Raw genomic sequence first — 23129 nt, forward strand, 5'->3', positions numbered from 1 at the left:
CAAGTTTATGTTTTTCCTGATTTGACCAATACCAATAATTGGTTGCCTCAATCTGAGAAGAATGCTGAGGTATCTGTTTGCATTAGACTAGATGGAATCTGCTTGTTTCAAGTAACTACTAAGCTAGAGAATGTTTCTGAACGAGTTGGTCTTATTCAAAACCGCTTAAAACAAATTAGTTATCTTTACTTTTCTCAAAAAACTCCTAAGGCGATAATTACAAAAAAAATGATAAATAATCTTCCTAATATTAATGTAAGTATTAGTGAACAAGAAATTCGTCTGATGACTGTCACAACTTTAGATGTAAAGAACGAAGGAGTTGACACGGCAACAAAAGCTAACTTTATAATTGAGCGATTGGAACAAGGGTTAAAACGTGGCAAGAAAGAGCGCGAAGGGATTTACCTACTAAAAAAAGGGTTTATATCAGCAGCTATTATAGGGTCATTACTGGTTATTAATTTTCTTCTATCTCGTTTAGTTAAACAATTAAGTTCCTCTAGAGATAGAGTTTACAAATATAGAAGTAGTCAACCAATTTCTACTGTTTTAACTCGGCGAGAGCAATGGAATATTAAAGAAGTTCAATACCGACTTTTACAGATTACTCAAGGCGGAATATGGTTTGCTGGAACGTTAATAATTATTGGGCTATTCCCTTATACACGTATTGGACAAATTTGGTTAATTAATTTTTTAAGGATTCCTATTAGAATAGGTATAGTTAGTTTAGGCACTTATTTAGTAATTCGTACAAGTTATGCTCTCATTGATAAATTTAGTTCTATTTTATTCAACCAAGATTTGTTATCGATAGATTCAAATCAAAGATTGCAATTACGATTGACAACTATTTCTCTTGTTGCTCGTAGTATTATTACTATCATTTGGATAGTAATAGGCATTATTGTTGCTTTATCAGTGATCGGAATTAATGTTGCTCCCTTATTAGCAGGGGTTGGTATTTTAGGTGTGGGTGTTTCCTTATCCTCCCAAAACTTAATCAGAGATGCAATTAATGGTTTTTTTATTATTGTTGAAGATCAATATGCAGTGGGAGATGTTATTCAAGTTGGAGATTTTTCTGGATTAGTAGAAAATATCAATTTAAGAATTACTCAACTTCGTGATCCAGCAGGAAGATTAGTTACTGTTCCTAATAGTGAAGTTAGAATTGTTGCTAATCTTTCTAGTAATTGGTCGAGAGCTGATTTAATGATACCAGTTGCTTATGAAATAGATGTAGATAAAGCGTTAAAAATAGTTCATCAAGTTGCTCAAGACATGATGCAAGATAAATTTTGGAAAAATAATATTTTGGATAATCCCGAGATTTTAGGAGTAGATAGTTTCGAAGAATGGGGATTGATTATTCGGGTTTGGATCAAAACTCGACCGCTTAAACAATGGGAGGTTTCACGGGAGTTTCGCCGTCGTTTAAAGGTAGATTTTGATAATGAGGGACTACCTCTTGCAATACGCCAACAAAAACTTTTTTTAACTCACGATTCTTCTAGTAAAAATGGTCGTCCACTTGCTTAGTTAAAGGTAAATTAATAATCGATTTTTTTGTATTTTATAAAAATATTCAATATAAGAAAACAGTTGTTTTATTAACAACAAATTAAACACGAATTATTTGTTGAACAAAAATTGTATCGTAATTTAATTTGTATTTTAACTTAGTCGTAGCTAAGTTAATTTTTTTTCTTTTTTAATATAATTATATTAATACTTTTTTAAAAATATTTAATAATATTCTTACGGTTTCGTTTGACTGCGGTCTTTTTAAAAGTAAAAAAAGTTTAATTGAATATTTAAAAAATATCATTACAATGACATTTTTTAGGGAGATTTAGCTGATCACTTATTATAACTAATATAATTTAATTGCGTCAATTTTAATATAATTAACGTTAACAAATAAGTAAATAGTTTATTATATATAAATAATTTATTTGCTAATAAACTATAAACTATTAGAGCATTCATTTAAGTTAATAATAATTAATTGTAATAGAGGTATATTTATTATTTTGGTTTTTATTAACTTAAATAAGCGATAAATATATCCTTATAGAGTAAGCCTTAATGTTGATATTTTTATCATCATATCATAACAAGAATTATTCTCAATATATCAAGTTATGTTATTTTATGGCTATTACTTTAATTAGTTTATAAGGTAGTGCAATATATATTGTCATTAAATAGATTGCAAATACAGTTATAAAATTATAAATTTATTATATTTAAACTCGAATACAGCACTCGGTCACTAACTTAGAAGCAGCAACAGTTTTAGCAACGAAGAGTTAATTCAGCTCCGCTCCAAAAACTATTTGTCCCCAAAAATGAGACTCTAAAAGTGACCGAGACAACTTTTAAAACTGAATTAAGGGAATTCGTCGTGTTGGACGTTCTACATCTCCTAGATGGGAATCATGTTCTTCTAAGATGACATTAAGAGCTTCTGTTTTAGCTTCATAGACGGTTTGATCAAATTGATATCTAGTCAGTTCTTCATTCGATTCCTCTGTGGCTGCATATTGTCCGCCAACACCTCCTAACCATTCTTCGCGGGTTTTTGACTCAGTTCCGTTCAAATCCTGAACGGTGCCAGTATGAATTTCAAGGGGTTTAGGGTCAGTAATGATCTCCTCCTGAGCAAATGCAGACATGAAACCTGGCATTGTTCCTATTCCTAAAATAAATATCCCCATGCAAATTCTGATTGAATGAGTTAAACTCTTACAAAGATCCATATTTTTTACCTAAAGTCCATAAAAACTCCTCAGCGACTTTACTCGCCTAACTCCTCAAGATACTTGTTGTAAACACCACACCTAAATTAAATTTCTAAGTTTAACAGCCTCTGCTTCTATCAACTTTAGAATAAAAAGCAGTCAGTAAGGCTGTAATCAAAGTCCTTCACACACCTTAATTGTCAAAGACAATAAGTTGTAAGTCTATTAAGAGAAACAAAAACTTTTCATTTTTGACGTATCTTGTTAATCTCTTCAAGGAGATTAACAAGATACGTATGGATACTTCTAGTTGACTGGTTCTATGCTCTCGCTTGAAGATAAACGAGTATGTTGCTCCGCTTCTATCGGGGTAAAATTAATATGATTGAACAAAGTAGTCAAGAATGCAAAAAGCAAAAATGGCAAAGATAGCACTAAAGCAAGTCCCACTATAGCCAAAACATAAATCTGACGAGTATTACTCCACAACTCTAAAGTACTGACTAAAGTTAAGAAAATAACAACTAACCAAATTATAACCTGTCCGTAAATATCCCCAAAAGTATACACCACACGATAATTTTGAGCTGTTTTATCCATTGTTGAAGTCCGATGAAAAATCTTCTCCTGATGTTCTACTTCACGTTAATGCGAGGACTTGAATTAAGCTTACTATTTAAAGATTTTTATAAAGTCTTGCAATATCCCTTTACATTTTTAACTTTATATATTTATACATACATTACTTAATACTGCTAGTAAATTTTGATCATTGACCTAGATCAATTCTGATTAAATTCAGGATTTTTTGGGAAAATCATCAGAGGTCGTAATAGGCTATAAAGCAAAAGCTAATGATAAATACTGGGAGGTTATTTTTTTTATGCCAGGAGACTCAATTATCGAAAATCGGGACTATACCCTGATAATCGACAAAAGTGCCAGTATGGCTACCTCAGATGATACTAATGGCAAAACTCGTTGGGAAATTGCCCAGGGTTCTACTTACGCCTTGGCTCAGAAATGTGAAGAGATAAATCCTGATGGGATTACAGTTTATGTTTTTTCTGGTTGTTTCAAAAGATACGACAATGTGACCTCAAACAAGGTTACTAAAATCTATGAAGAGAACGAACCGATGGGACAAACGAACTTAGCCACAGTTCTTCAAAATGGACTTGATAACTATTTCAAGCGCAAAGCGACAGGTGTAGCCAAACCTAATGGAGAAACTTTTCTTGTTTTCACTGATGGGGAACCTACTGATCGCAAAGCGGTTATTCAGGTCATAATCGAGGCATCTCAAAAAATTGATCGTGGTGAAGAATTAGCGATTTCCCTAATTCAAGTTGGTCATGATACGAAAGCAACTGCATTCTTCAAAGCATTGGATGATAAATTAGACAAAGTAGGGGCTAAGTTTGATATTGTCAATACAGTAAAGTTGGATGACATGAAAAATATGTCCTTAAATGATGTGCTACTTAATGCCATCATCGATTAGACTATTTGAATTAAAAGAAAGAGCTCATCATTAACATAGAAAATCTATAAATAATAATGATGGACTCTTTTTGTTGATAAAATAAAAATATCAAGTATCTTTTCAGACTAAGAATTGTAAATAGATAGTCAATAACCTGCAAAATTGTTCTTCTAATTGTGTTTTACAACTAAAAAAAGATTGACTGTGATCAAAATTTGGCTTCTCTAATGTTAGAAGTTTTACAAAAAAGTTCAGCTTTTTTCATTATTAGTTCGTGAAAGCTAGACTAAAACAAACAACATCTATAATTTAACTGTTTACTAACGATTGAAAAAGAGACACGATAACTCGAGTCTCCTATTTTATTTTTAACATTGTCTGAAACCGATTACAGTTGAGGGACAAACTGTTCTTTTTCAGGAACTTCAGTATATTCAGCCACAATTTGTCTAAACTCCTCACCATCAATGGTTTCTTTTTCGATTAACAATTCTACCAAACGATCAATCACTTCGCGGTTATCTCGAATAATTTGCAGTGCCAGTTGGTGTCCCTCTTTAGCAAGAGTCCGAACTTGATGATCAATCCGCATAGCTACTTCCTCAGAATATTCTGAACGGTTCATCAAACCACCGCCAAGGAAGACTTCTCCAGAAGAGCTCTCTAAAGAGATAGGTCCTAAGTCACTCATTCCAAAGCGAGTCACCATTTGCCGTGCAATCTCAGAAACTTGCTGTAAATCGCCACCAGCACCAGTGGTTGTTTCATCATAGCCAAAAACTTCTTCTTCAGCTGCACGACCTCCCAACGCCCCAACAATACGTGCCATGAGCTGTGCTTTCGTGATTAACCCTTGTTCCTCATCAGGGGTAAACCATGTCAATCCTCGCGCTTGACCACGGGGTATTAAAGTTACTTTCTGAACGGGATCATGGTCTTTCACTAAGGTTCCGACGATCGCATGACCAATTTCGTGGTAGGCAATAAGTCGTTTACTCTTACTATCAACGAGGGGAGTTCCCTCCATCCCAGCTACAACGCGATCAACTGCGTCATTAATTTCTAATAGAGTAATTGTTTCCTTACGACGACGGGCCGTTAAAATAGCAGCTTCATTGAGTAAGTTTGCTAAATCTGCTCCACTAAACCCCGGGGTACGACGAGCAATCGCCTCAATAGACACATTGGGATCGAGTTTTTTATTACGAGCGTGAACTTCTAGAATTTCAATTCGCCCTTTAAAGTCAGGAGCATCTACAATGACCTGACGGTCAAAACGACCTGGACGCATCAAGGCAGAGTCAAGGACATCAGGACGGTTGGTAGCTGCAATGATAATAATTCCTGTATTGCCTTCAAACCCGTCCATTTCTGTCAACAATTGATTTAGAGTTTGTTCTCGTTCATCATTACCGCCGCCGATACCCGCACCTCGTTGACGACCGACAGCATCAATTTCATCAATAAAAATCAAACAAGGGGCATTTTCCTTGGCTTTCTTAAATAAATCACGGACACGAGAAGCACCTACTCCCACGAACATTTCCACAAATTCTGAGCCAGAAATACTGAAGAAAGGCACTCCTGCTTCACCTGCAATCGCTTTTGCTAACAGAGTTTTACCAGTTCCAGGAGGTCCGATTAAAAGAACCCCTTTTGGAATTCTTGCACCAACTGCAGTAAAACGTTCAGGTTGTTTAAGAAAAGTAACAACCTCTTGCAATTCCTCTTTAGCCTCGTCAATACCAGCTACATCATCGAACATTATGTCGGTTTTAGCTTCCATTTGGAAACGAGCACGAGATTTCCCAAAACTCATCGCTTGGCCTGGCCCGCCTGGCAAATTATTAGACCGACGGAAGAGAAAGAATAATGCTCCAATCAAGAGAATGGGGAACAGTAAATTTCCTAAAAATCCCCATAAGGCTCCCTCATTACGAACTGGATGGGATTCGATATCAATGTTTGCTTTGCGTAATTTAGCTATCAAATCAGGGGTATTAACCGGTAAATCAACTCTTGATCGCTGTACTCGATTTTCTAATTCAGGATTAACTGCTCGAACAATTGCAGTTCTTCCTCCTTCATAAAGGTCAACTTCTAAAATACGACCTGAATCGAGATACTTTAAGAAGTTTCCATAGGTCATGCGAGCATTAGCTGTATTGCCACCCATGTTGATGCCAAAGGAAAAAAACGTCCCTTGCCAAATAAAAAATCCTACTACTAAAAGGGGTAGACTCCAAAGCAATAGGGTTCTCCAAGAAATTTTCATAAGTTAATGTTTCTCTTCATGGTTAATCAAAAAAATCATAAAAGTGTAATATTTCACTCTTATCAAGTTATCTGACATAAATAATGTTTACTTACGTTAAGTTTAGTTAGTTCATACTAACTAAACTTAACGTAACTCTCATATTTTTGACAACTGTAGTTGGAATAAAAAAAGAAAGTGGAAGTTAAAAGTTCGTTTCTTTTACTTCTAGTAACACCTTTCTTTTCTTCTTTTGTCTATTTTTCTTTATCTTTATCTGCCTGAGCTTTTGAGTTCGTTAAAATATCCCATGCAGCTCTAGCAGCTTCATTGAGACGATCACCAAAACTAGTAACTTCTTTAACAATCGAATCCCAATCTTTTTCAATCTCTTTTTTAATTTGTCTTATAGCATCTTCAATTTGTTCTGGTTCAAATATTTGTCGGTTTTCGATATCTTGGCGAGCTTTACGCACTGCTTCTAAATAATTGTCTAGAGCAAATTCCCCAGCTTTTTTAACTTCAGAAAAAGCTTTAGTTTTAATAGCATTAATTAATGCTTCGGTCTCATCTTGTATTGGTCTACTATTGGGGTAGGCTGAGGATACTTTGTCAGTTTTAATAATTTCGACATTCACTTGTTCAATAGTATTTTCCTGAGATACATTAGGTTCGGTTGTCATTATAATTTTTCCTCCTAGGGGTTAGGGTAAAAAAGTTGAGTAAGTTACTAAAAATATTAAGTTTAGTTTATCGTAATTACTACTTTGCGTAAACCTTGTGTCCTAACATTCAAGAATATATTAGTAAATAATTAACTTGAAAACTAGCTAATTAACTAAACAATGGTTTAAAAGCTAAGTTATCATCACATATTGCTAATTACTAAACTAAGTTTTATAAGTATTATTAGACAATGACTAAATTTCTATGATTTAGCGTAAACCACACCAACCCTACATTAACTTAAAATGTTATAGCTTCTGAAACTACTATTTGAATCATATCTAAAATTATTAAAGGGAGGTAATTTTGTCATGATATATAAACCATGCTCTATTGTTTTTTAAAAATTTTATTTTATTTTTAGATTTTAATTATAAATTAACACTTTTGAAGTAGATTTCCTGGCAAGGCTTTACACAGATAAAACAACTTATAATCTACTTTCAATTTTAAATATATTCAATTAAATATATTTAAAATTGAATATTTATGTTTTTATATTCAATTAATTCTAATTAATTTTAAGTTATATTGGCTGAACTCTTATATAATTTACTTTTAACAAATACTTTCTAGCTAACTTGTCTTAAATATCTTAAATATATTTAAAATAAAACTCAATAATAGATTTGCATTTTTAGATTAGTATCCATAACATAATCTTATACAAAAAAACAGAAAATAATGAATATATTTTCTGTTTTTTGTGATTTATTTGGTATTTATATACCGATCATTATTTGTAGTTACTATATATATTTATTTATGCAGTATTTTTAAATTTTAGCTATTATTTCATAGATAAAACTGTAAAGTTGATTTTACATAAAATAGTTTTTATTATCGATAATATATAGAAACCATAATAACATTTTATACTTAACAAGCTATATAAAAACTTAAAAATTTCAGACAAATGTATGTTGTTAGATCTATTTATTTTTTTGCGAGCTATTAAAAAGACAAAATATCTTATTTAGTCTAAGCTATTTGCTTAAAAACAATCTATCTATAAATTACTTTTCCTATTTCAGGATATCCATCCTAATATTTAGCCATCGTACTTAGAGGTAAAACAAATAATTAACATTGATATTTTTTAAAAATTCTAGAATAAGGAATACTGTAATCGGCTATATACTTTTATTTTTAAATAAGTTTACTTACTGCAAAAACAATATCTAAAAATGAAATTACCGAATAATTTAGGTTGGTCTAACAATAGAAGTAGAGGCAAATATAGATTTATGGTATTATAAGTAATCTTAAATCAAGTCAAGTTATTACATTTGGTAAATTAATAAATTAAGTTAACCTCAAAATTTAGATGTTGTCTGTTTAGGAGGATAAGCCAATAAAATTATTGTTAGATTTTCTTATGATTAAACAAAACTAAAAAATTGGGGATTATTTGCTCGAAGAGAAAACTGGTTGAGGTAAACTAGAGGTTGACTCGGATCAAAGGGTCGTCCATCTATAAAAGCAGTAGTCGGTTCAGATTTCATTGATTCATGAGGAATTTTAATGTTGAGAACTTTAGCTACTTCTTTATAAATAGAGACAGGATAAATTCGGTCTAAAATTTGTTCAGCATCTTTCGGATAGCTGGTGATTTCCAGTTGATTCCAACGAATCATTTGGGTTAGCACCCATACAGCATGAGAACGCCAAGGATAGTTAGCATGGTCGGGGGTCTTAAGATATGGAGTATCTTGATAGTGAAAAATAGTGAAGTCTGGAATCTTTACCAATTTATTCTTAGGGGTATTATTGGTATAAGCATAATCTCCATTTAAAGTCGGTTCAATCAAGGTCTTATCTAGATTTAGATACTGATTTTGAGCTAATATTTCAGTCATTTTCCCTCGATGGCGTTGATGATCGCAATACTGACAGGCTTCTAACAACGCAGCCATTAAAGATCGTGTAGTAGCAGGATGTCTTTTTACCCAACCATCCATAGCAGCTAAAATCTTATTGGGATGTCCTTGCCAGATTTCTCGACTAATATTGATGATAAATCCTGTGTTCTCAGCAATTGCAGAGCGTGTCCATGGCGCCGAAATACTATAACCTTCTATCGTCCGCGCTTGCAATTTATAGATCAATTGGCTGGCTTTAAATTCTAATAATTTTATTTCACGATCAGGATCAACTCCCATAGCTGCTAACCAATAACGCAATAAATAAGCATCCATTGAAATTGGGGAGTCTATAGCAAAACAAGTATGAGCATTACTTCGAATATATCGACAAAAACTTCTTTTAAAATCCCCAAAATCATTATAATTTAGGAAAGAACGTAAACCTTTTTTCCAGGCTTGCTTAGTAAGGGTAATGGCACTACCATTTAAGTTAAGGTTCATCAGGGAAATCAGGGAAGCTTGTTGTTTCCCTAACTGGACAGATATTGGTAAAGCAAAAGGAGCCTGTGCAGCATCTAATTGCCAGTTTAGTAAATCCTTTTCGATTGCTTTCCAGGAAGATAGGCGTTTAAGAATAACTTCTAGTCCATAACGTCTAAAAAAACCTTCTTTTTGGGCAATAATTAAAGGAATAGCATCGGTAGTTGGAACAAATCCTATAGTTAGGTTAGTTTTTTCCAATGAGCCGAATTTGTTCTTGTAGTTCAATAAAGTTTCTGAAAAACGAAGGGGATCTAGATTACCTTGAGTGCAAGCGGTTACTCCTACACTAGCCATTCCTAGGCTGCTGTATTTAATGAATTGACGACGCTTCATAATGGAGGTTAATCGGAGTAATCTAAACTTTTCAGTGAATATTAAGGTAGCATCTCTTTAATTATTTTGCATCTAATCTACAATTGATCTACAATTCTTCATACTTTTGAAATACTACAATTGGACTTATGTTAGTTACTTTTAATTAATATCTATTACTTTAACAATTTAAAACTTCAGTAATCAGAATTAGAGCTTAACTTTTGGTAGTTATTTATTTAAAAATTTATTTTTAATTGCCTGGTATATAGATAACTTAGCTAACAATAACTAATATCAGGTTGATCATAACACATTAGTTTATACTAGAAAAGCTAAACTAGAACTTATTCTTTTTCCCATATTTTTTTAAAAGGATTACTTACTTTGAACTCATGGGATAAATGAGGACGCAAACAAAACTTTATAAAATCTAATCTTATACTGAATACATAGTAGCAATCTATTTAAGTCAGCGTTTTTTCAAGATATATTCGACCGAACGATACATTTTAACTGATAGTCTAATTGTTATTAAAGAGACAATAGCCGGATACTCAGGAATTAGTAACAAAAATAAATCATGGGTTCAAGATATTTTTGCCGACACTATCTGTGATCAAGTAACCCAAATGTTTATAAATCAAGAACTAGTAATTGTGATGGGCAAAGATATCATAGAAGAAGAGACTTGTTATTTAACTAAGTACGGCTCATTAATTCACATCCTAGTCTGTCACAAGAAAACGCTGGCTAGTTAAATTACACAAAACTATCCCTCTAGCCATCCCAGCATTATTATTGACTAGAATAGAAAAGTGGTAAGCACTATACTTAATGATTCTAAACTCGAAGAACTAATAATTTGTAGTAATCAAAGAGTACGAACAGACAAATTAAACATTAGATAAGCATATTACACTATCAGCAATATTTACAATATAAACTTCCTTAAAGTACAATTACAACTTAATAATGTTAGTTATCTTTCTGTCATAATGGAAAAACTATAAACCAACTAATACTGAAGATATTTATGGGGTTATAAGTCTACAAGATTATGAACTATAGCATTAATGATACAACAATTTGTTGACATTAATATATAAACTAGTTGTTGAATTTCTAAGTATAATAATGTACTATCACTAAAGATTTAGTAATAACTTAAAAATATTAATTTAGCTAAACCGAAAAAGTTACTATTGTTGAGTTGTCAACAAATATTTATATTTTTTTATTAAAAAACAAATAATCAATGAAAATTAAACATTTTTTTAATTTAAATACTTGTATACCAATAATTATAGCTTTTTTAGGCGGAATATTGATGGGATTATCAACTGCTCCTATATCAGCTTTTTATTTTGCATGGTTAGCTTTAATTCCTCTATGGTTTTTCACATTTAAAAAGCATCAATATTATAACCAATCTAAAGAAAAGACAACTATAAAAACTTTAATTTTAGAAAAAAAAACCTGGATCGCTTTATCTTGGGGAGTAGGCTATCATGGATTAAGTTTATTTTGGATTACTGGAATTCATCCTATGACTTGGATGCAATTTTCTTGGTTTACTAGTTTATTTATCACTATTATTTGTTGGGCATTAATCACTATTTGGGGAGCCATACTAGTCATTATTTGGTCATTAATAGTTAGAGTTATTGATAATCTTAAATTTAGAGAAATTTACTTTAGAAAAAAGATAATTGATTCCTGTTCAAGAGTTTTTTTTGGTGTAACAATTTGGTGTCTACTAGAGTCAATTTGGAGTAAAAGCTCTTTATGGTGGACTTCACTCTCCTATACTCAAAGTCCTAATAATTTAGCTATTCTACAACTTAGTCAATTTTCGGGATTTTCAATGGTAACTGCCACTATTGTTACTATTAATGGATTAATTGCAGAAGGAATTATTTTACGAACAAATCAATATCAGTCAAAAATAACTTTTTCTAATTGGTTTAAGTTAAATCAGTATAATTATCACTCTTTAACTCTTTTTTTTATATCAATTAAAATTTTAATTGGTTTACATTTAATAGGATTATCTTTATACAAAAGTCCAGTTTTGATAATAAAAAAAAATGCTATAAAAGTAGGCATTATCCAAGGCAATATTCCCAACTCAATAAAGCTTTATGCTGAAGGTTTACAAAAAGCAACTCAGGAGTATGTAAATGGTTATAGAATATTAGCTCATCAAGGAGTAGATTTGATTATAACCCCAGAAACTGCTTTACCTTTTGACTGGAATTACATTGTGATTAATAGTCCTTTATATTCAGAAATTTTAAAATACAAGGTCCCTGTTTTATTGGGAGCATTTGGGAGGCAAAATAATAGCTATACTAATAGCCTATTTTCAGTAACGGGAGAAGGAAAAATATTAAGCAGTTTTGATAAAGTCAAATTAGTTCCTTTGGGAGAATATATTCCTTTTAGATTTATTTTAGGTAAAGTTATTAGTCGACTTTCTCCATTAAAGAGTCATTTAAAAGCGGGAGACAACAGTCAAATTTTTAAGACTACCTTTGGACAAGCAATCATAGGAATTTGCTATGAATCAGCTTTTAGTGAACATTTTCGTCGTCAAGCAAAAATAGGTGGAGAATTTATAATTACAGCATCTAATAATTCTCATTATAGTCAAGCAATGCCCGCCCAACATCATGCTCAAGATATAATTAGAGCCATTGAAACAGGTAAATGGATGGCAAGAGCAACTAATACTGGATACTCTGGTATTGTTAATCCTCGTGGTAAAACTTTATGGATATCTGATATTAATACTTATCAATTACACCAGGGAAAAATTTATCGTAGTAATAGCCATACTTTGTATGTTCAATGGGGAGATTGGTTAACAAAAGTATTATTATTACTAGGGATAGTATTATTGTATATTAAGATTAAATAACAATAATTAAACTTAAAGAATAATCGGATAAGTAAACTCGTATTTATATACGGTAGTAACAATATTTTAGCAGGTTTACAAGCTAGATCTTATATTATAAAATAATATTTTTTTCTTAATTAATTAGCTATGAATATTAAAGTAATATGACATTAATTAACTATAAAAATATTTCTAATAAAAAAAATAATTTAACTAATAACAATATATGTGACAGACTATATTGCTCTATATATTTTCAATTTAGATCAATAAATAAGTGAATCAAAAAAATACCTAAAATAGAAAATAGAGAGAATAGTTGTTACGGTTAAAAATAGCTGAATATGTATTATTCATAATAACAGCAGTGTACAATGTATCATATAAATATTCACATTAATATAACTAACAAATATTGTTATAAGTCAATATCTTAGTTATCTGCTTCAAGTACAGAAGATAGTGACGTATTTAAATACTTATCAAGTGTAATAAAATATAATTATAATTATTATCACTCTTACATAAAGGTCATAATCTTAAATGAATTTGCGGGTTTCGGCTATCTGGATGACCCTAGTATTGAATGTTGTTATGACAACGGGGTGTAATAACCAATCGAGAATTCAAACCAAGACTACAGAGGTTTTTAACGTTACGGTAAGTATCGTTCCCCAAAAGTATTTTGTCAGGAAAATTGGAGGTGATCGAGTAAAGATTAATGTTATGGTAAAACCTGGGGCTGACTTCCATAACTACGAACCAAAACCTGAGCAATTACAAGCTCTGAGTGATGCGAAAGCTTACATCACTATTGGTATCCCGTTTGAAAGAGCGTGGATAGACAAGATTTCAGGGATAAATACTCAATTGCAAATTATCGACTCAGCTAGGGGAATAGAGCGTCTCCCTATGATAGACCATGATCATCATAAACATCACCATAGTAAACTAAAATTAGAAACCGCAATAGAAACCCTAGATCCCCATATTTGGCTATCTCCAACATTAGCTAAGATCCAAGCTAGAAATATTTATAAAGGATTGTCTAAACTTGATCCTGATTATCGGGCAAAATATCTAGAAAATCTAAACATATTTCTACAAGAGATAGAACAGTTAAGTAATCAAATAAAAGAAAATCTCACTCAAATAGAAAATAGAAAATTTATTGTATTTCATCCGGCTTGGGGTTATTTTGCTAATGAGTATAACTTAATTCAAATACCTGTAGAGGTGGGAGGACAGAGACCAAGTCCTGCTGAGTTAGTAAAATTGATTAAGAAAGCTAAAAAAGAAAAAATAAAAGTTATTTTTACTCAACCAGAGTCAAATACTAACTCTGCTAAGATTATTGCAAAAGAAATAGATGGAGAGGTTTTATTTATTAGTCCTTTGGCACCTAATTGGTCAGAAAACTTACTAGAAGTATCCAAAACTTTTTCTACTATTTTAGATTAAAGTATATTTTGTAGCACCATCAATTTAACTTTATGTCTACTGAAGTTATTAGTCTGAATCATGTTTGGGTAAAATATAATCAAACTCCTGTCTTAGAAGATATTAATCTTACTGTTTATGAAGGAGATTTTATTGGAATAATTGGTCCAAATGGAGGGGGAAAGACAACTTTATTAAAACTAATATTAGGATTAATCTCTCCTTTTCAAGGTAATGTTAAAATCATGGGAAGGCGAGTATGTTCTGGTCGACAATATATAGGTTATGTTCCTCAAGTCTTAGAATTTGATCAAGATTTTCCCGTTAGAGTTGCTGATGTTGTCAAGATGGGTCGATTAGGAAAACGCCGTCTATTACACAGATACAATGCAAAAGATGAAGCCATTGTCAATCATAGTCTAGAACAAGTAGGAATAGTCGAACTGCGAAATCGTCCCATCGGTCAATTATCAGGAGGTCAACGTCAACGGGTTTATATTGCTCGCGCTTTAGCTTCAGAACCTCGTATTTTGCTATTGGATGAACCTACTGCAAGTGTTGATTACAAAATAAAAAGCAGTATTTATGAGTTACTCAAAGATATTAATCAATATATTACAATTTTGTTGATATCTCACGATATAGGAGAAATTTTAACCTACGTTAAGAGTATAGGCTCTCTTAATCGCCGTCTGCTCTATAGCGAAAAAGACCAACTTACAAATAATATTCTTGAACGAACTTATCAATGTCCTATTGATTTTATTGATTATAAAGTCCCCTATCAGATTCTTCCCCAATATTCTTGCCCCTTTTATAAAAAAAATGATTGAAAGTATTTTTGAATTATTTCAATTTGAATTTATGCGTAATGCTCTTTTAGTAGGGGTATTAGTTAGTATTGCTTGTGGCATCGTCGGTACACTAGTAGTTGTTAACCGTATTGTATTTATCAGTGGAGGAATTGCTCATGCAGCCTATGGCGGCATCGGATTGGGCTATTTTTATGATTTTAACCCTATTTTTGGGGCGATTATTTTTGCGTTGATGGCAGCTTTAGGAATGGGATGGATAGCTCGAAAGACTAAACAAAGAGCAGATACTTTGATTGGTGTAATGTGGGCAGTTGGGATGGCGATTGGTATTATTTTAGTAGATTTGACTCCAGGATATAAAGCAGATTTAATGAGTTACTTGTTTGGGAGTATTTTAATAGTATCCAAAGCCAATCTACTGATAATAGCATGTCTAAATACTATTATTATATTGATAGTGACTATATTTTATAAGGAGCTATTAGCTATTTCTTTTGACCGTGTTTTTGCATTAACTTGCAATATTCCTGCAGATACTTTTTACTTAATATTAGTTGCCATAATTGCTTTAACAGTAGTAATGGTAATGCAGATTGTTGGGTTGATTATGGTAATTGCTTTGTTAACAATTCCAGCAGCAATTGCAGAACAATTTTCACAGGATCTTAAGCAAATAATGATATTTTCAATTATTTTAGGGGGAATTTTTACCACTTTAGGACTTGGTTTATCTTACCGTTTTAACTTGACTTCTGGAGCAACTATTATACTAATATCTGGAACTGCTTATTTAATAAGTTTAGTTATTAAACAATACAATCAAATCAAAATTTAGTTAAAATAAAAATTATTAAATATTATTTTTTGTTACAGACATCTAATTATATTCTTAAATAATCAATAAAAAGTCTTATTTCTTGGATAGCTTGTCAGAATATAAAGTATAAAGTTGTTAGAACAATCATTAAGTATAATAGGTGAAATTATGTTAAAAAAATAATTTAAATTTTTGAGTATATGCTTCAATGGTGTCATTATCAATGATTATTTTATGGATAAATTTAAAGAGCATTATTTGTGTATTAATCAAGCAAAAAAATGTAAAATATGTCACATTTCTTATACTTATATTTATTAAATTAAATATATCTAAAAATACTATTTTCTAGAAATATTAAAAGTAAGTATGATGATAAAATTATATAAAAAATATTAACTAATATATCTGCGAGCAATAGCAATTTCTTATAAAATCTATAAATATAAAATTATTTGGACATTCTCTCAGATGAGATTTGCTGGCATTTTTTTAGTTCCTTGGCTATTGACTGCATTTAGTATAGCAATGTTTACCCTTATAACTCCTGTTCAAGGAGCTGAGACAATATATCTACTATATAATGCCCTTAATCTTTCAGTGAGAGTTAAATCTTTAGAAAAATTTGCTAAAAAAGGAAAAATAGATAAAAACTTAGCATTCTATTTAGATATTGTCGGGACAACAGAAGAAGAAAAAGTCTTATTTCGGGAGGCTTTAATGACCCCTGTAGAGGTTAACCCTGTTTTGTTGTATCGTTTTCTTCGCACTGATGAAGGAGAACGTCTTATTGATTATTTTGGAGATGTTATTAACATTCAAGGAGGACGTAATGGCAAATATCCTCTGAGAGGGTCATTAGTCCAAGCAGCCTTTGAACCTGAAGGATTAAGCTTAATTAATATTCTGAAAAAACTTCCTGTAAATATGCAAATTGATCTCAAAAAAACTTTACGTTTATCTCAACAAATCAAGGTAATTATTAACGGTACCTATTTATTTAGTGAAGCTGTCGCTGAATTATCAGAAATTGAAGCTCAAAATGCTGCACCTATTAATTTTGTACAGTTAACTGATATACGAGAGCCAGGCCCTTTTAAAATAGAAAAACCTAAACGTTGGACTTTACAACATAAAAAGCGAAATATACAGTGGAAAGGACAGGAATTTTATGTCGATGTCTATAGACCTCAAACACAGCGTGAGGGTAGAACCCCTGTAGTGATTATCTCTCATGGACTAAGTTCTAGACCGGAAGATTTTGCCAAACGGGCCGAACATTTGGCTTCTTATGGTTATGTGGTTGCTCTTCCTCAACATCTAGGGAGTGATGTTCAACATCTTCAAGATTTGTTAGAGGGTTATACTAGAGAAATATTTGATCTTGATGAATTCTTAAACCGTCCCCTAGATATTAGCCAGACTTTAGATGAATTAGAACGACGTAATATTACTGAGTTCGGCGGAAACCTAAATTTAGAAAATGTAGGAATTTTTGGTCATTCTTTTGGCGGTTATACAGTCTTGGCTTTAGCAGGAGCAACTCTAGATTTCAAAGGACTTGAAAAAGATTGTAATATAGAACTTGGTAAGTTAAATACAGCATTATTACTTCAATGTCGAGCTTTAAAATTGAAGAGAAAAAATTATAATTTTCGAGATGAACGAATACAAGCAGTTTATGCGATTAATCCCGTTAACGCTAGTATTTTTGGAGAACAAGGATTAAGTAAAATCATAATCCCAACTTTCATTGGTGCTGGAAATTACGATCCAGCCACGCCTTTTGTATTTGAACAGGCTCGATCTTTTCCCTGGTTAACAACTAAAAACCGCTATCTTTTATTGCAAGAAGGTCAAGCACATGTAGATTTTTCTCAACTAGATGCAGGGTTAACGGATATGATTAAAACTCTTCCAAATTTAACTTTACCTAGTTCAGTTTTACTTGATAATTATACTAATGCAACCATGTTAGCTTTTTTTGAAATCTATATTGTAAACAATCAAGATTATAAATCTTATCTTCAATCCTCTTATGTTAACCATATCAGTAAAAAACATAACTTTTCTGCTCATTTGATTTCAGGAAATTCTACAGAAGGATTAATTAAATTCATTAAACAGTTTAGATTAAACAATTTAGATACAAACTAAAATCAATTGATTGGAGTTACAAAGCTTATTATTCTCAGCCATAGAATAATTAAATCTTGACTTATATAAATAATTTACTGGGTTATTTAAGAAACCAAACATAGTAAAATGTTATTTTTTGAAAAATCATTCTAACTATTCAAGATAAATAGTATCCATAAATAAATAAAAAATATTTACGCGATAAATCACTCTTTACTCTTGATAATGGTAGGTCCTTATTAATTTATATTAATTTTTAAAAATTGTTTCTTAACTGAAATAGCTCTTTCTTTAGCTAGGGATAAATAAAATATAGTCATGTGTAGATTAAGAAATTAATTTTAGTTTTTAATAAAGTCATATATTGATTTAAGCTCATTATTTTTCTATTAATCTGATTATCAGAATAGAGATATATTTAAATATAAGAGTATATTATACGATGATTTACAGTTCCAAAACTTTGACACTGATTTTGTAAAATAATTCAGGCACAGGTGGATTAGAAAATTTTATTCTTAATATAGGCGACATACTTCCTTTTTTTAACAATTAATATTGGTTCAAACATTAACGATAAACTGGTGATATCTGTAAATAATAAATTGATTATTGATCTAACAAGATTAGACAGAACCTAGGAAAGAAATGATTGCATATTCAATCATTCCTCATAGAATTATTCTGGAAACCAAAAAGTAATGCATAGTAGTTAATCTTAATGCCTTACCTTTTGGTTAAAATATTATTTTTGTTTATTTATCAAATTCTTGAGCTTGACGATCTATAGAAAGAGAAATACACTCTTTCATTTGTTCACACAACATCTGGCTGTCAAGATTCTGACCAATGAATACAATTTGATTTTTGGGTTCTCCTTTCCACTCATCATCTTCTAGGGTAAACCGTTTACCACTAAGGTGAAAGATGTGACGTTTGGGACTTTCATCAAACCATAAAATACCCTTAGCACGAAAGACATTATCCGGTAGTTGGTTGTCTAAAAAGTACTGAAATTTGCGAACGGCAAAGGGTTTATCACTTTCAAAAGAAATAGATATAAATCCATCATTGTCCAAATGATTGGAATGGTGGTGGTCATGATCGTGGTGGTCATGATCGTGGTGGTCATGATCGTGGTGGTCATGATCGTGGTGGTCATGATCGTGTCTATGTTTGTGATACTTTTTGGACTCTTCAGAATCAAAATATTTACTAGAATTAAATAGCCCGACACTTAGAATTAAAGGTAATGGTACTTCAGACTCTCGAGCGCGTAATATTCTGGCCGCTTCTTTAATATCTCGAATTCTAATTTCCAAAGCATCTACATCTGATTTGTTTACCAAATCTATCTTATTAAGAATAATAATATCGCCATAAGCAATTTGACTGTAGGCAGCTTGGGAATTAAATAAATCTAGACTAAAGTTAGAACAGTCTACCATTGTGACAATAGAATCTAAGAATGTCATATCTCTTAACTCTGTTCCCAAAAATGTTAAAGCGACTGGTAAAGGATCAGCAACTCCAGTAGTTTCAACAACTAAATAATCTATATTGTCAGGACGTTCTAAAATTTTATAAACTGCTTGAACTAAATCTTCATTAATAGTACAACAAATACAACCATTGCTCAATTCTACTATATTATCTTCAACAGTCACAATGAGTTCATTATCAATACCGATTTCGCCAAATTCATTAACAAGAACTGCTATTTTTAATCCTTTTTGATTGGTCAGTATATAGTTAAGAAGAGTTGTTTTCCCACTACCAAGAAATCCTGTAATAATAGTAACCGGTAAGCCGTGTTTTGCTAGATCCATCACTTCAGAAGTTACTGATGTTTGCATAATCTTCTCCATTTGCTAAACTTTAGGGCGAAGGCTGCTACGCTAAATATCTAAAGTTAACTATAATGAAAATTGTCGCTTTCACTAAAGCTTAACTTTTGTGAGTAGTCCTACTGTTTTTTTGATATATTTTTTATTAGTGAGGTTAGTCACCTGTCTCAGTCTAACGTCTTTTACAAATCTAGAACAATGTTCTATTGTCGAAACGGGGTATTCTCATTCCAGGTGGGGTTAGATTATGTTCTTACTTTCTCGATTAATTTATTCAAATTGTTATTTATCTTTTGTCTTCGATTACTTGTAATAAGAATACTCTTAAAATTTTAATACTTTCTGTATTTTTTAGTAAAGAAATATGCCCTCTTTTGGGAAAAACAAATAATTTTTCTCAAACATTGTAGTCCGTATTCCCTAATTATTTCTTACAACTACTTTGATACCTCCCGCTTCGAGAACGATAACCTTAATAAAACGCCAAGCAGTTAATTTTTAATGACTATATAGTCATATCATACCAAACACGAATTCAAACCTGAGTATAACCAAATAATATCCATTAATTACTAGACACGTCAATATTTTAAACGAATGTTTCATCTCGCATGACCTCATCGCAAAACAAATTTTTCAACTCTCAATCTAAAATGCCTCTCATTGGGGCATTAATAAAATCAATTGCTCAGAAAAATGTAGCTTTCCATACACCTGGACATAAACAAGGGCAAGGAATATCACAACCCCTGGAAAGGTTACTAGGAAAAACTGCATTTACTGCTGATCTGCCAGAGTTGCCTGAATTAGATAATTTATTTGCCCCATCAGGAGTTATAAAAAAAGCACAAAAATTAGCAGCAGAGGCGTTTGGAGCAGAACAAACTTGGTTCTTAGTGGATGGTTCAACTTGTGGAATTGTTGCAGCAATTTTAGCTACTTGTAATCCAGGGGATAAGATTGTTTTGCCCCGTAATATCCATCAATCAGCGATTGCGGGATTAATTTTATCGGGGGCTGTTCCAATTTTTGTTAGTCCTTACTACGATCCTCTTTGGGATCTTTCCTATAGCATTACCCCAAATTCCTTAAAACAGGTTTTAGAGGAAAATTCTGATGTTAAGGCAGTTATGGTAGTTTATCCTACCTATCACGGTGTGTGTAGTGATATAAAAGCTATTGTAGATTTAACCCATTGTCGGGGAATTCCTTTATTGGTCGATGAAGCTCATGGAGGTCATTTCACCTTTCACCAAGACTTACCACCCTGTGCTTTATCCATGGGAGCAGATCTAAGCGTACAATCGACTCATAAAGTATTAGGAGCTATGACCCAGGCTTCTATGTTACATCTTCAAGGTACACGTATTGATCCTCAAAGAATTAGTCGAGCGTTACAGTTAATTGAGTCTACAAGTCCGAGTTATCTATTGTTAGCATCTTTGGACGGAGCAAGACAACAAATAGCATTACAGGGAAAAGAACTATTAGATAAAACAATTGAACTTTCTAGAAAAGCTAGACAAGAATTAAGTCAGATTCAAGGCTTGTCCATTTTAGATTTAAAAGAACCTTTTGACAGCTTTTATTACTTAGATACTACGCGATTAACAGTCAATGTTACAGCTTTGAAGTTAAGTGGTTTTGAAGTTGATAAAATTCTCCATAAACAATTAGGAATAACGGCAGAACTACCCATGTTACGTCATTTAGCTTTTATTATTTCTATAGGTAATACAATAGATGATATTACTAAACTGATAGCAGCTTTCCAAGTTCTAGGTAATGCCTATTATTGTCCCCATACCCCCACCTTTCCATACCCCCATCTTCCTGTACCTCAATCTCCCTATCCCCCCATTTCCCCTCGTGAAACTTTCTTTGCTGTGACAGAAATGGTTGACTTTAACTATAGTCTTGGCAGAATTAGTGGGGATTTAATTTGTTCTTATCCTCCAGGAATTCCAATTTTAATGCCCGGGGAAGAAATTACTAATCATATCTTAGAATATTTACAAATAGTATTAGCTCTAGGAGCTAGTATTACTGGTTGTAGTGATCCCCATTTACAAAAATTAAAAGTATTAGCTTAATGGAAAACATCAATTAAAAATGTTAGAATTAAAAGTCTGATGATAATAATCTTGGCTTTTCTGACTGGCTTTAAAGGTATTCCAATCAAGTCAAGGACTGAAAGTCTTATTCTACAAGGATTCTAAGATATCAGAAACTTGAACTTTATAAAAGTTTAGTTTCTGTAGTTACAGAATACACTCAGAATAAGAGTTCGAAAAGTTATTGGCTACTATCATGCTTCAGCCTGGAAAGACTATAACTTTTATCTTGTCTATTAAACCATTAAAAACCGCTTATGATTTGGCCGTTTAAACCTAGACCAACTAAACAAATTGCCCGCATTGAAGTTAGTGGTGCTATTGCCTCAGAAACTCGCAAAAATGTTCTTAAAGCTTTAAAAATCGTCAAAGAAAAGAAGTTTCCTGCTTTACTTTTACGAATTGATTCTCCAGGAGGAACAGTAGCGGATTCCCAAGAGATTTATGAAGCAATCAAAAAATTAAGAGAAACAGTTAAAATAGTAGCCAGTTTCGGCAATATTTCTGCCTCTGGTGGCGTTTATATTGGAGTAGGAGCGGAGTATATTGTCGCTAACCCAGGAACTATTACTGGAAGCATTGGAGTTATTTTGCGGGGAAATAACTTAGAACGGTTTCTAGATAAAGTTGGAGTTTCCTTTAAAGTGATTAAATCAGGTCCTTATAAGGACATTCTCTCTTTTGATCGGGAATTAACGATGGAAGAAGAGACTATTCTTCAAGAAATGATTGATGTGAGTTATCAACAATTTGTCAATACAGTTGCTCAAGGTCGTAATTTAGATGTAGAGAAGGTTAAAAGTTTTGCTGATGGGCGCATTTTTACTGGACAACAGGCTTTAGAATTAGGGGTGGTGGATCGCCTAGGAACAGAAGAAGATGCCCGTCGCTGGGTAGCTGAATTGGTGGGACTTAATCCTGATCGAGCTCAATGTTATACAATTGAAGCCCCCAAACCTTTATGGAATCGAATTTTATCTAAAAATCAAAATAAGTCTGGGTTAAGAGTAGCAATAGATTGGGTTAGATTTGAGTTGGCGACCAATGGTCAACCATTATGGTTATATCGACCCTAAACTCTAAGTATTAAGCAAAAGTTGTCGGAGGGATTTGATT

The 23129-nt window shown here is 32.1% G+C and carries 16 protein-coding genes; 10 read left to right on the plus strand and 6 right to left on the minus strand.

The window, feature by feature from the left end; all coding sequences use genetic code 11:
- The first annotated feature begins 21 nt into the window (after positions 1-21).
- Positions 22-1545: a mechanosensitive ion channel family protein gene (locus OXU93_RS02030; RefSeq protein WP_267384174.1), complete on the plus strand. Its 1524-nt coding sequence runs from the start codon at positions 22-24 to the stop codon at positions 1543-1545.
- An 842-nt stretch (positions 1546-2387) separates the two neighbouring features.
- On the opposite strand, the gene OXU93_RS02035 is transcribed toward OXU93_RS02030, so the two are convergent.
- Positions 2388-2768: a hypothetical protein gene (locus tag OXU93_RS02035; protein ID WP_267384175.1), complete on the minus strand. Its 381-nt coding sequence runs from the start codon at positions 2766-2768 to the stop codon at positions 2388-2390.
- A gap of 288 nt (positions 2769-3056) precedes the next feature.
- Positions 3057-3350, minus strand: a complete 294-nt coding sequence (locus tag OXU93_RS02040) for a hypothetical protein (RefSeq protein ID WP_267384177.1) — start codon at positions 3348-3350, stop codon at positions 3057-3059.
- Between the two features lie 283 nt (positions 3351-3633).
- Here OXU93_RS02040 and OXU93_RS02045 point away from each other — a divergent pair, with 283 nt between their 5' ends.
- Complete coding sequence (locus OXU93_RS02045) at positions 3634-4254, plus strand: vWA domain-containing protein (RefSeq protein ID WP_267384744.1); 621 nt, start codon at positions 3634-3636, stop codon at positions 4252-4254.
- Positions 4255-4624: 370 nt separating this feature from the next.
- Here OXU93_RS02045 and ftsH2 read toward each other — a convergent pair whose 3' ends face one another.
- The 3 genes from ftsH2 to OXU93_RS02060 all read right to left on the minus strand — a co-directional run bounded on the left by ftsH2 (position 4625) and on the right by OXU93_RS02060 (position 9957).
- Positions 4625-6511, minus strand: coding sequence for an ATP-dependent zinc metalloprotease FtsH2 (ftsH2, locus tag OXU93_RS02050; protein WP_267384179.1), 1887 nt, complete (start codon positions 6509-6511; stop codon positions 4625-4627).
- Positions 6512-6747: 236 nt separating this feature from the next.
- On the minus strand, positions 6748-7173 hold the full coding sequence (locus OXU93_RS02055) for a hypothetical protein (protein ID WP_267384180.1): 426 nt from the start codon (positions 7171-7173) through the stop codon (positions 6748-6750).
- Positions 7174-8598: 1425 nt separating this feature from the next.
- The gene (locus tag OXU93_RS02060) at positions 8599-9957 is read right to left on the minus strand and encodes a CmpA/NrtA family ABC transporter substrate-binding protein (protein WP_267384181.1); all 1359 of its coding nucleotides are present in this window, start codon (positions 9955-9957) and stop codon (positions 8599-8601) included.
- A 611-nt stretch (positions 9958-10568) separates the two neighbouring features.
- Here OXU93_RS02060 and OXU93_RS02065 point away from each other — a divergent pair.
- The 6 genes from OXU93_RS02065 to OXU93_RS02090 all read left to right on the plus strand — a co-directional run bounded on the left by OXU93_RS02065 (position 10569) and on the right by OXU93_RS02090 (position 18070).
- Positions 10569-10697, plus strand: a complete 129-nt coding sequence (locus tag OXU93_RS02065) for a hypothetical protein (protein ID WP_267384182.1) — start codon at positions 10569-10571, stop codon at positions 10695-10697.
- A 569-nt stretch (positions 10698-11266) separates the two neighbouring features.
- On the plus strand, positions 11267-12859 hold the full coding sequence (gene lnt, locus OXU93_RS02070) for an apolipoprotein N-acyltransferase (protein ID WP_267384183.1): 1593 nt from the start codon (positions 11267-11269) through the stop codon (positions 12857-12859).
- 525 nt (positions 12860-13384) lie between these two features.
- Positions 13385-14302 (plus strand): metal ABC transporter solute-binding protein, Zn/Mn family, encoded by a 918-nt coding sequence (locus OXU93_RS02075; protein WP_267384184.1) that lies wholly within the window; start codon positions 13385-13387, stop codon positions 14300-14302.
- Positions 14303-14334: 32 nt separating this feature from the next.
- Positions 14335-15114, plus strand: a complete 780-nt coding sequence (locus OXU93_RS02080) for a metal ABC transporter ATP-binding protein (RefSeq protein WP_267384185.1) — start codon at positions 14335-14337, stop codon at positions 15112-15114.
- 4 nt (positions 15115-15118) lie between these two features.
- Positions 15119-15931, plus strand: coding sequence for a metal ABC transporter permease (locus OXU93_RS02085; protein ID WP_267384745.1), 813 nt, complete (start codon positions 15119-15121; stop codon positions 15929-15931).
- A 453-nt stretch (positions 15932-16384) separates the two neighbouring features.
- Positions 16385-18070 (plus strand): alpha/beta hydrolase, encoded by a 1686-nt coding sequence (locus tag OXU93_RS02090; protein ID WP_267384186.1) that lies wholly within the window; start codon positions 16385-16387, stop codon positions 18068-18070.
- A 737-nt stretch (positions 18071-18807) separates the two neighbouring features.
- Here OXU93_RS02090 and OXU93_RS02095 read toward each other — a convergent pair.
- Positions 18808-19908, minus strand: a complete 1101-nt coding sequence (locus OXU93_RS02095; RefSeq protein ID WP_267384188.1) for a CobW family GTP-binding protein — start codon at positions 19906-19908, stop codon at positions 18808-18810.
- Between the two features lie 602 nt (positions 19909-20510).
- Between OXU93_RS02095 and OXU93_RS02100 the strand changes: the two genes are divergently transcribed.
- A complete protein-coding gene (locus OXU93_RS02100; protein WP_416378777.1) occupies positions 20511-21992 on the plus strand; it encodes an aminotransferase class I/II-fold pyridoxal phosphate-dependent enzyme in 1482 nt (493 codons plus the stop codon).
- A gap of 278 nt (positions 21993-22270) precedes the next feature.
- The gene (gene sppA, locus OXU93_RS02105; RefSeq protein WP_267384189.1) at positions 22271-23089 is read left to right on the plus strand and encodes a signal peptide peptidase SppA; all 819 of its coding nucleotides are present in this window, start codon (positions 22271-22273) and stop codon (positions 23087-23089) included.
- The last annotated feature ends 40 nt before the right edge of the window (positions 23090-23129 follow it).

The sequence above is a fragment of the Cyanobacterium sp. uoEpiScrs1 genome (assembly GCF_947331815.1).
Taxonomy (GTDB): Bacteria; Cyanobacteriota; Cyanobacteriia; order Cyanobacteriales; family Microcystaceae; genus Rippkaea.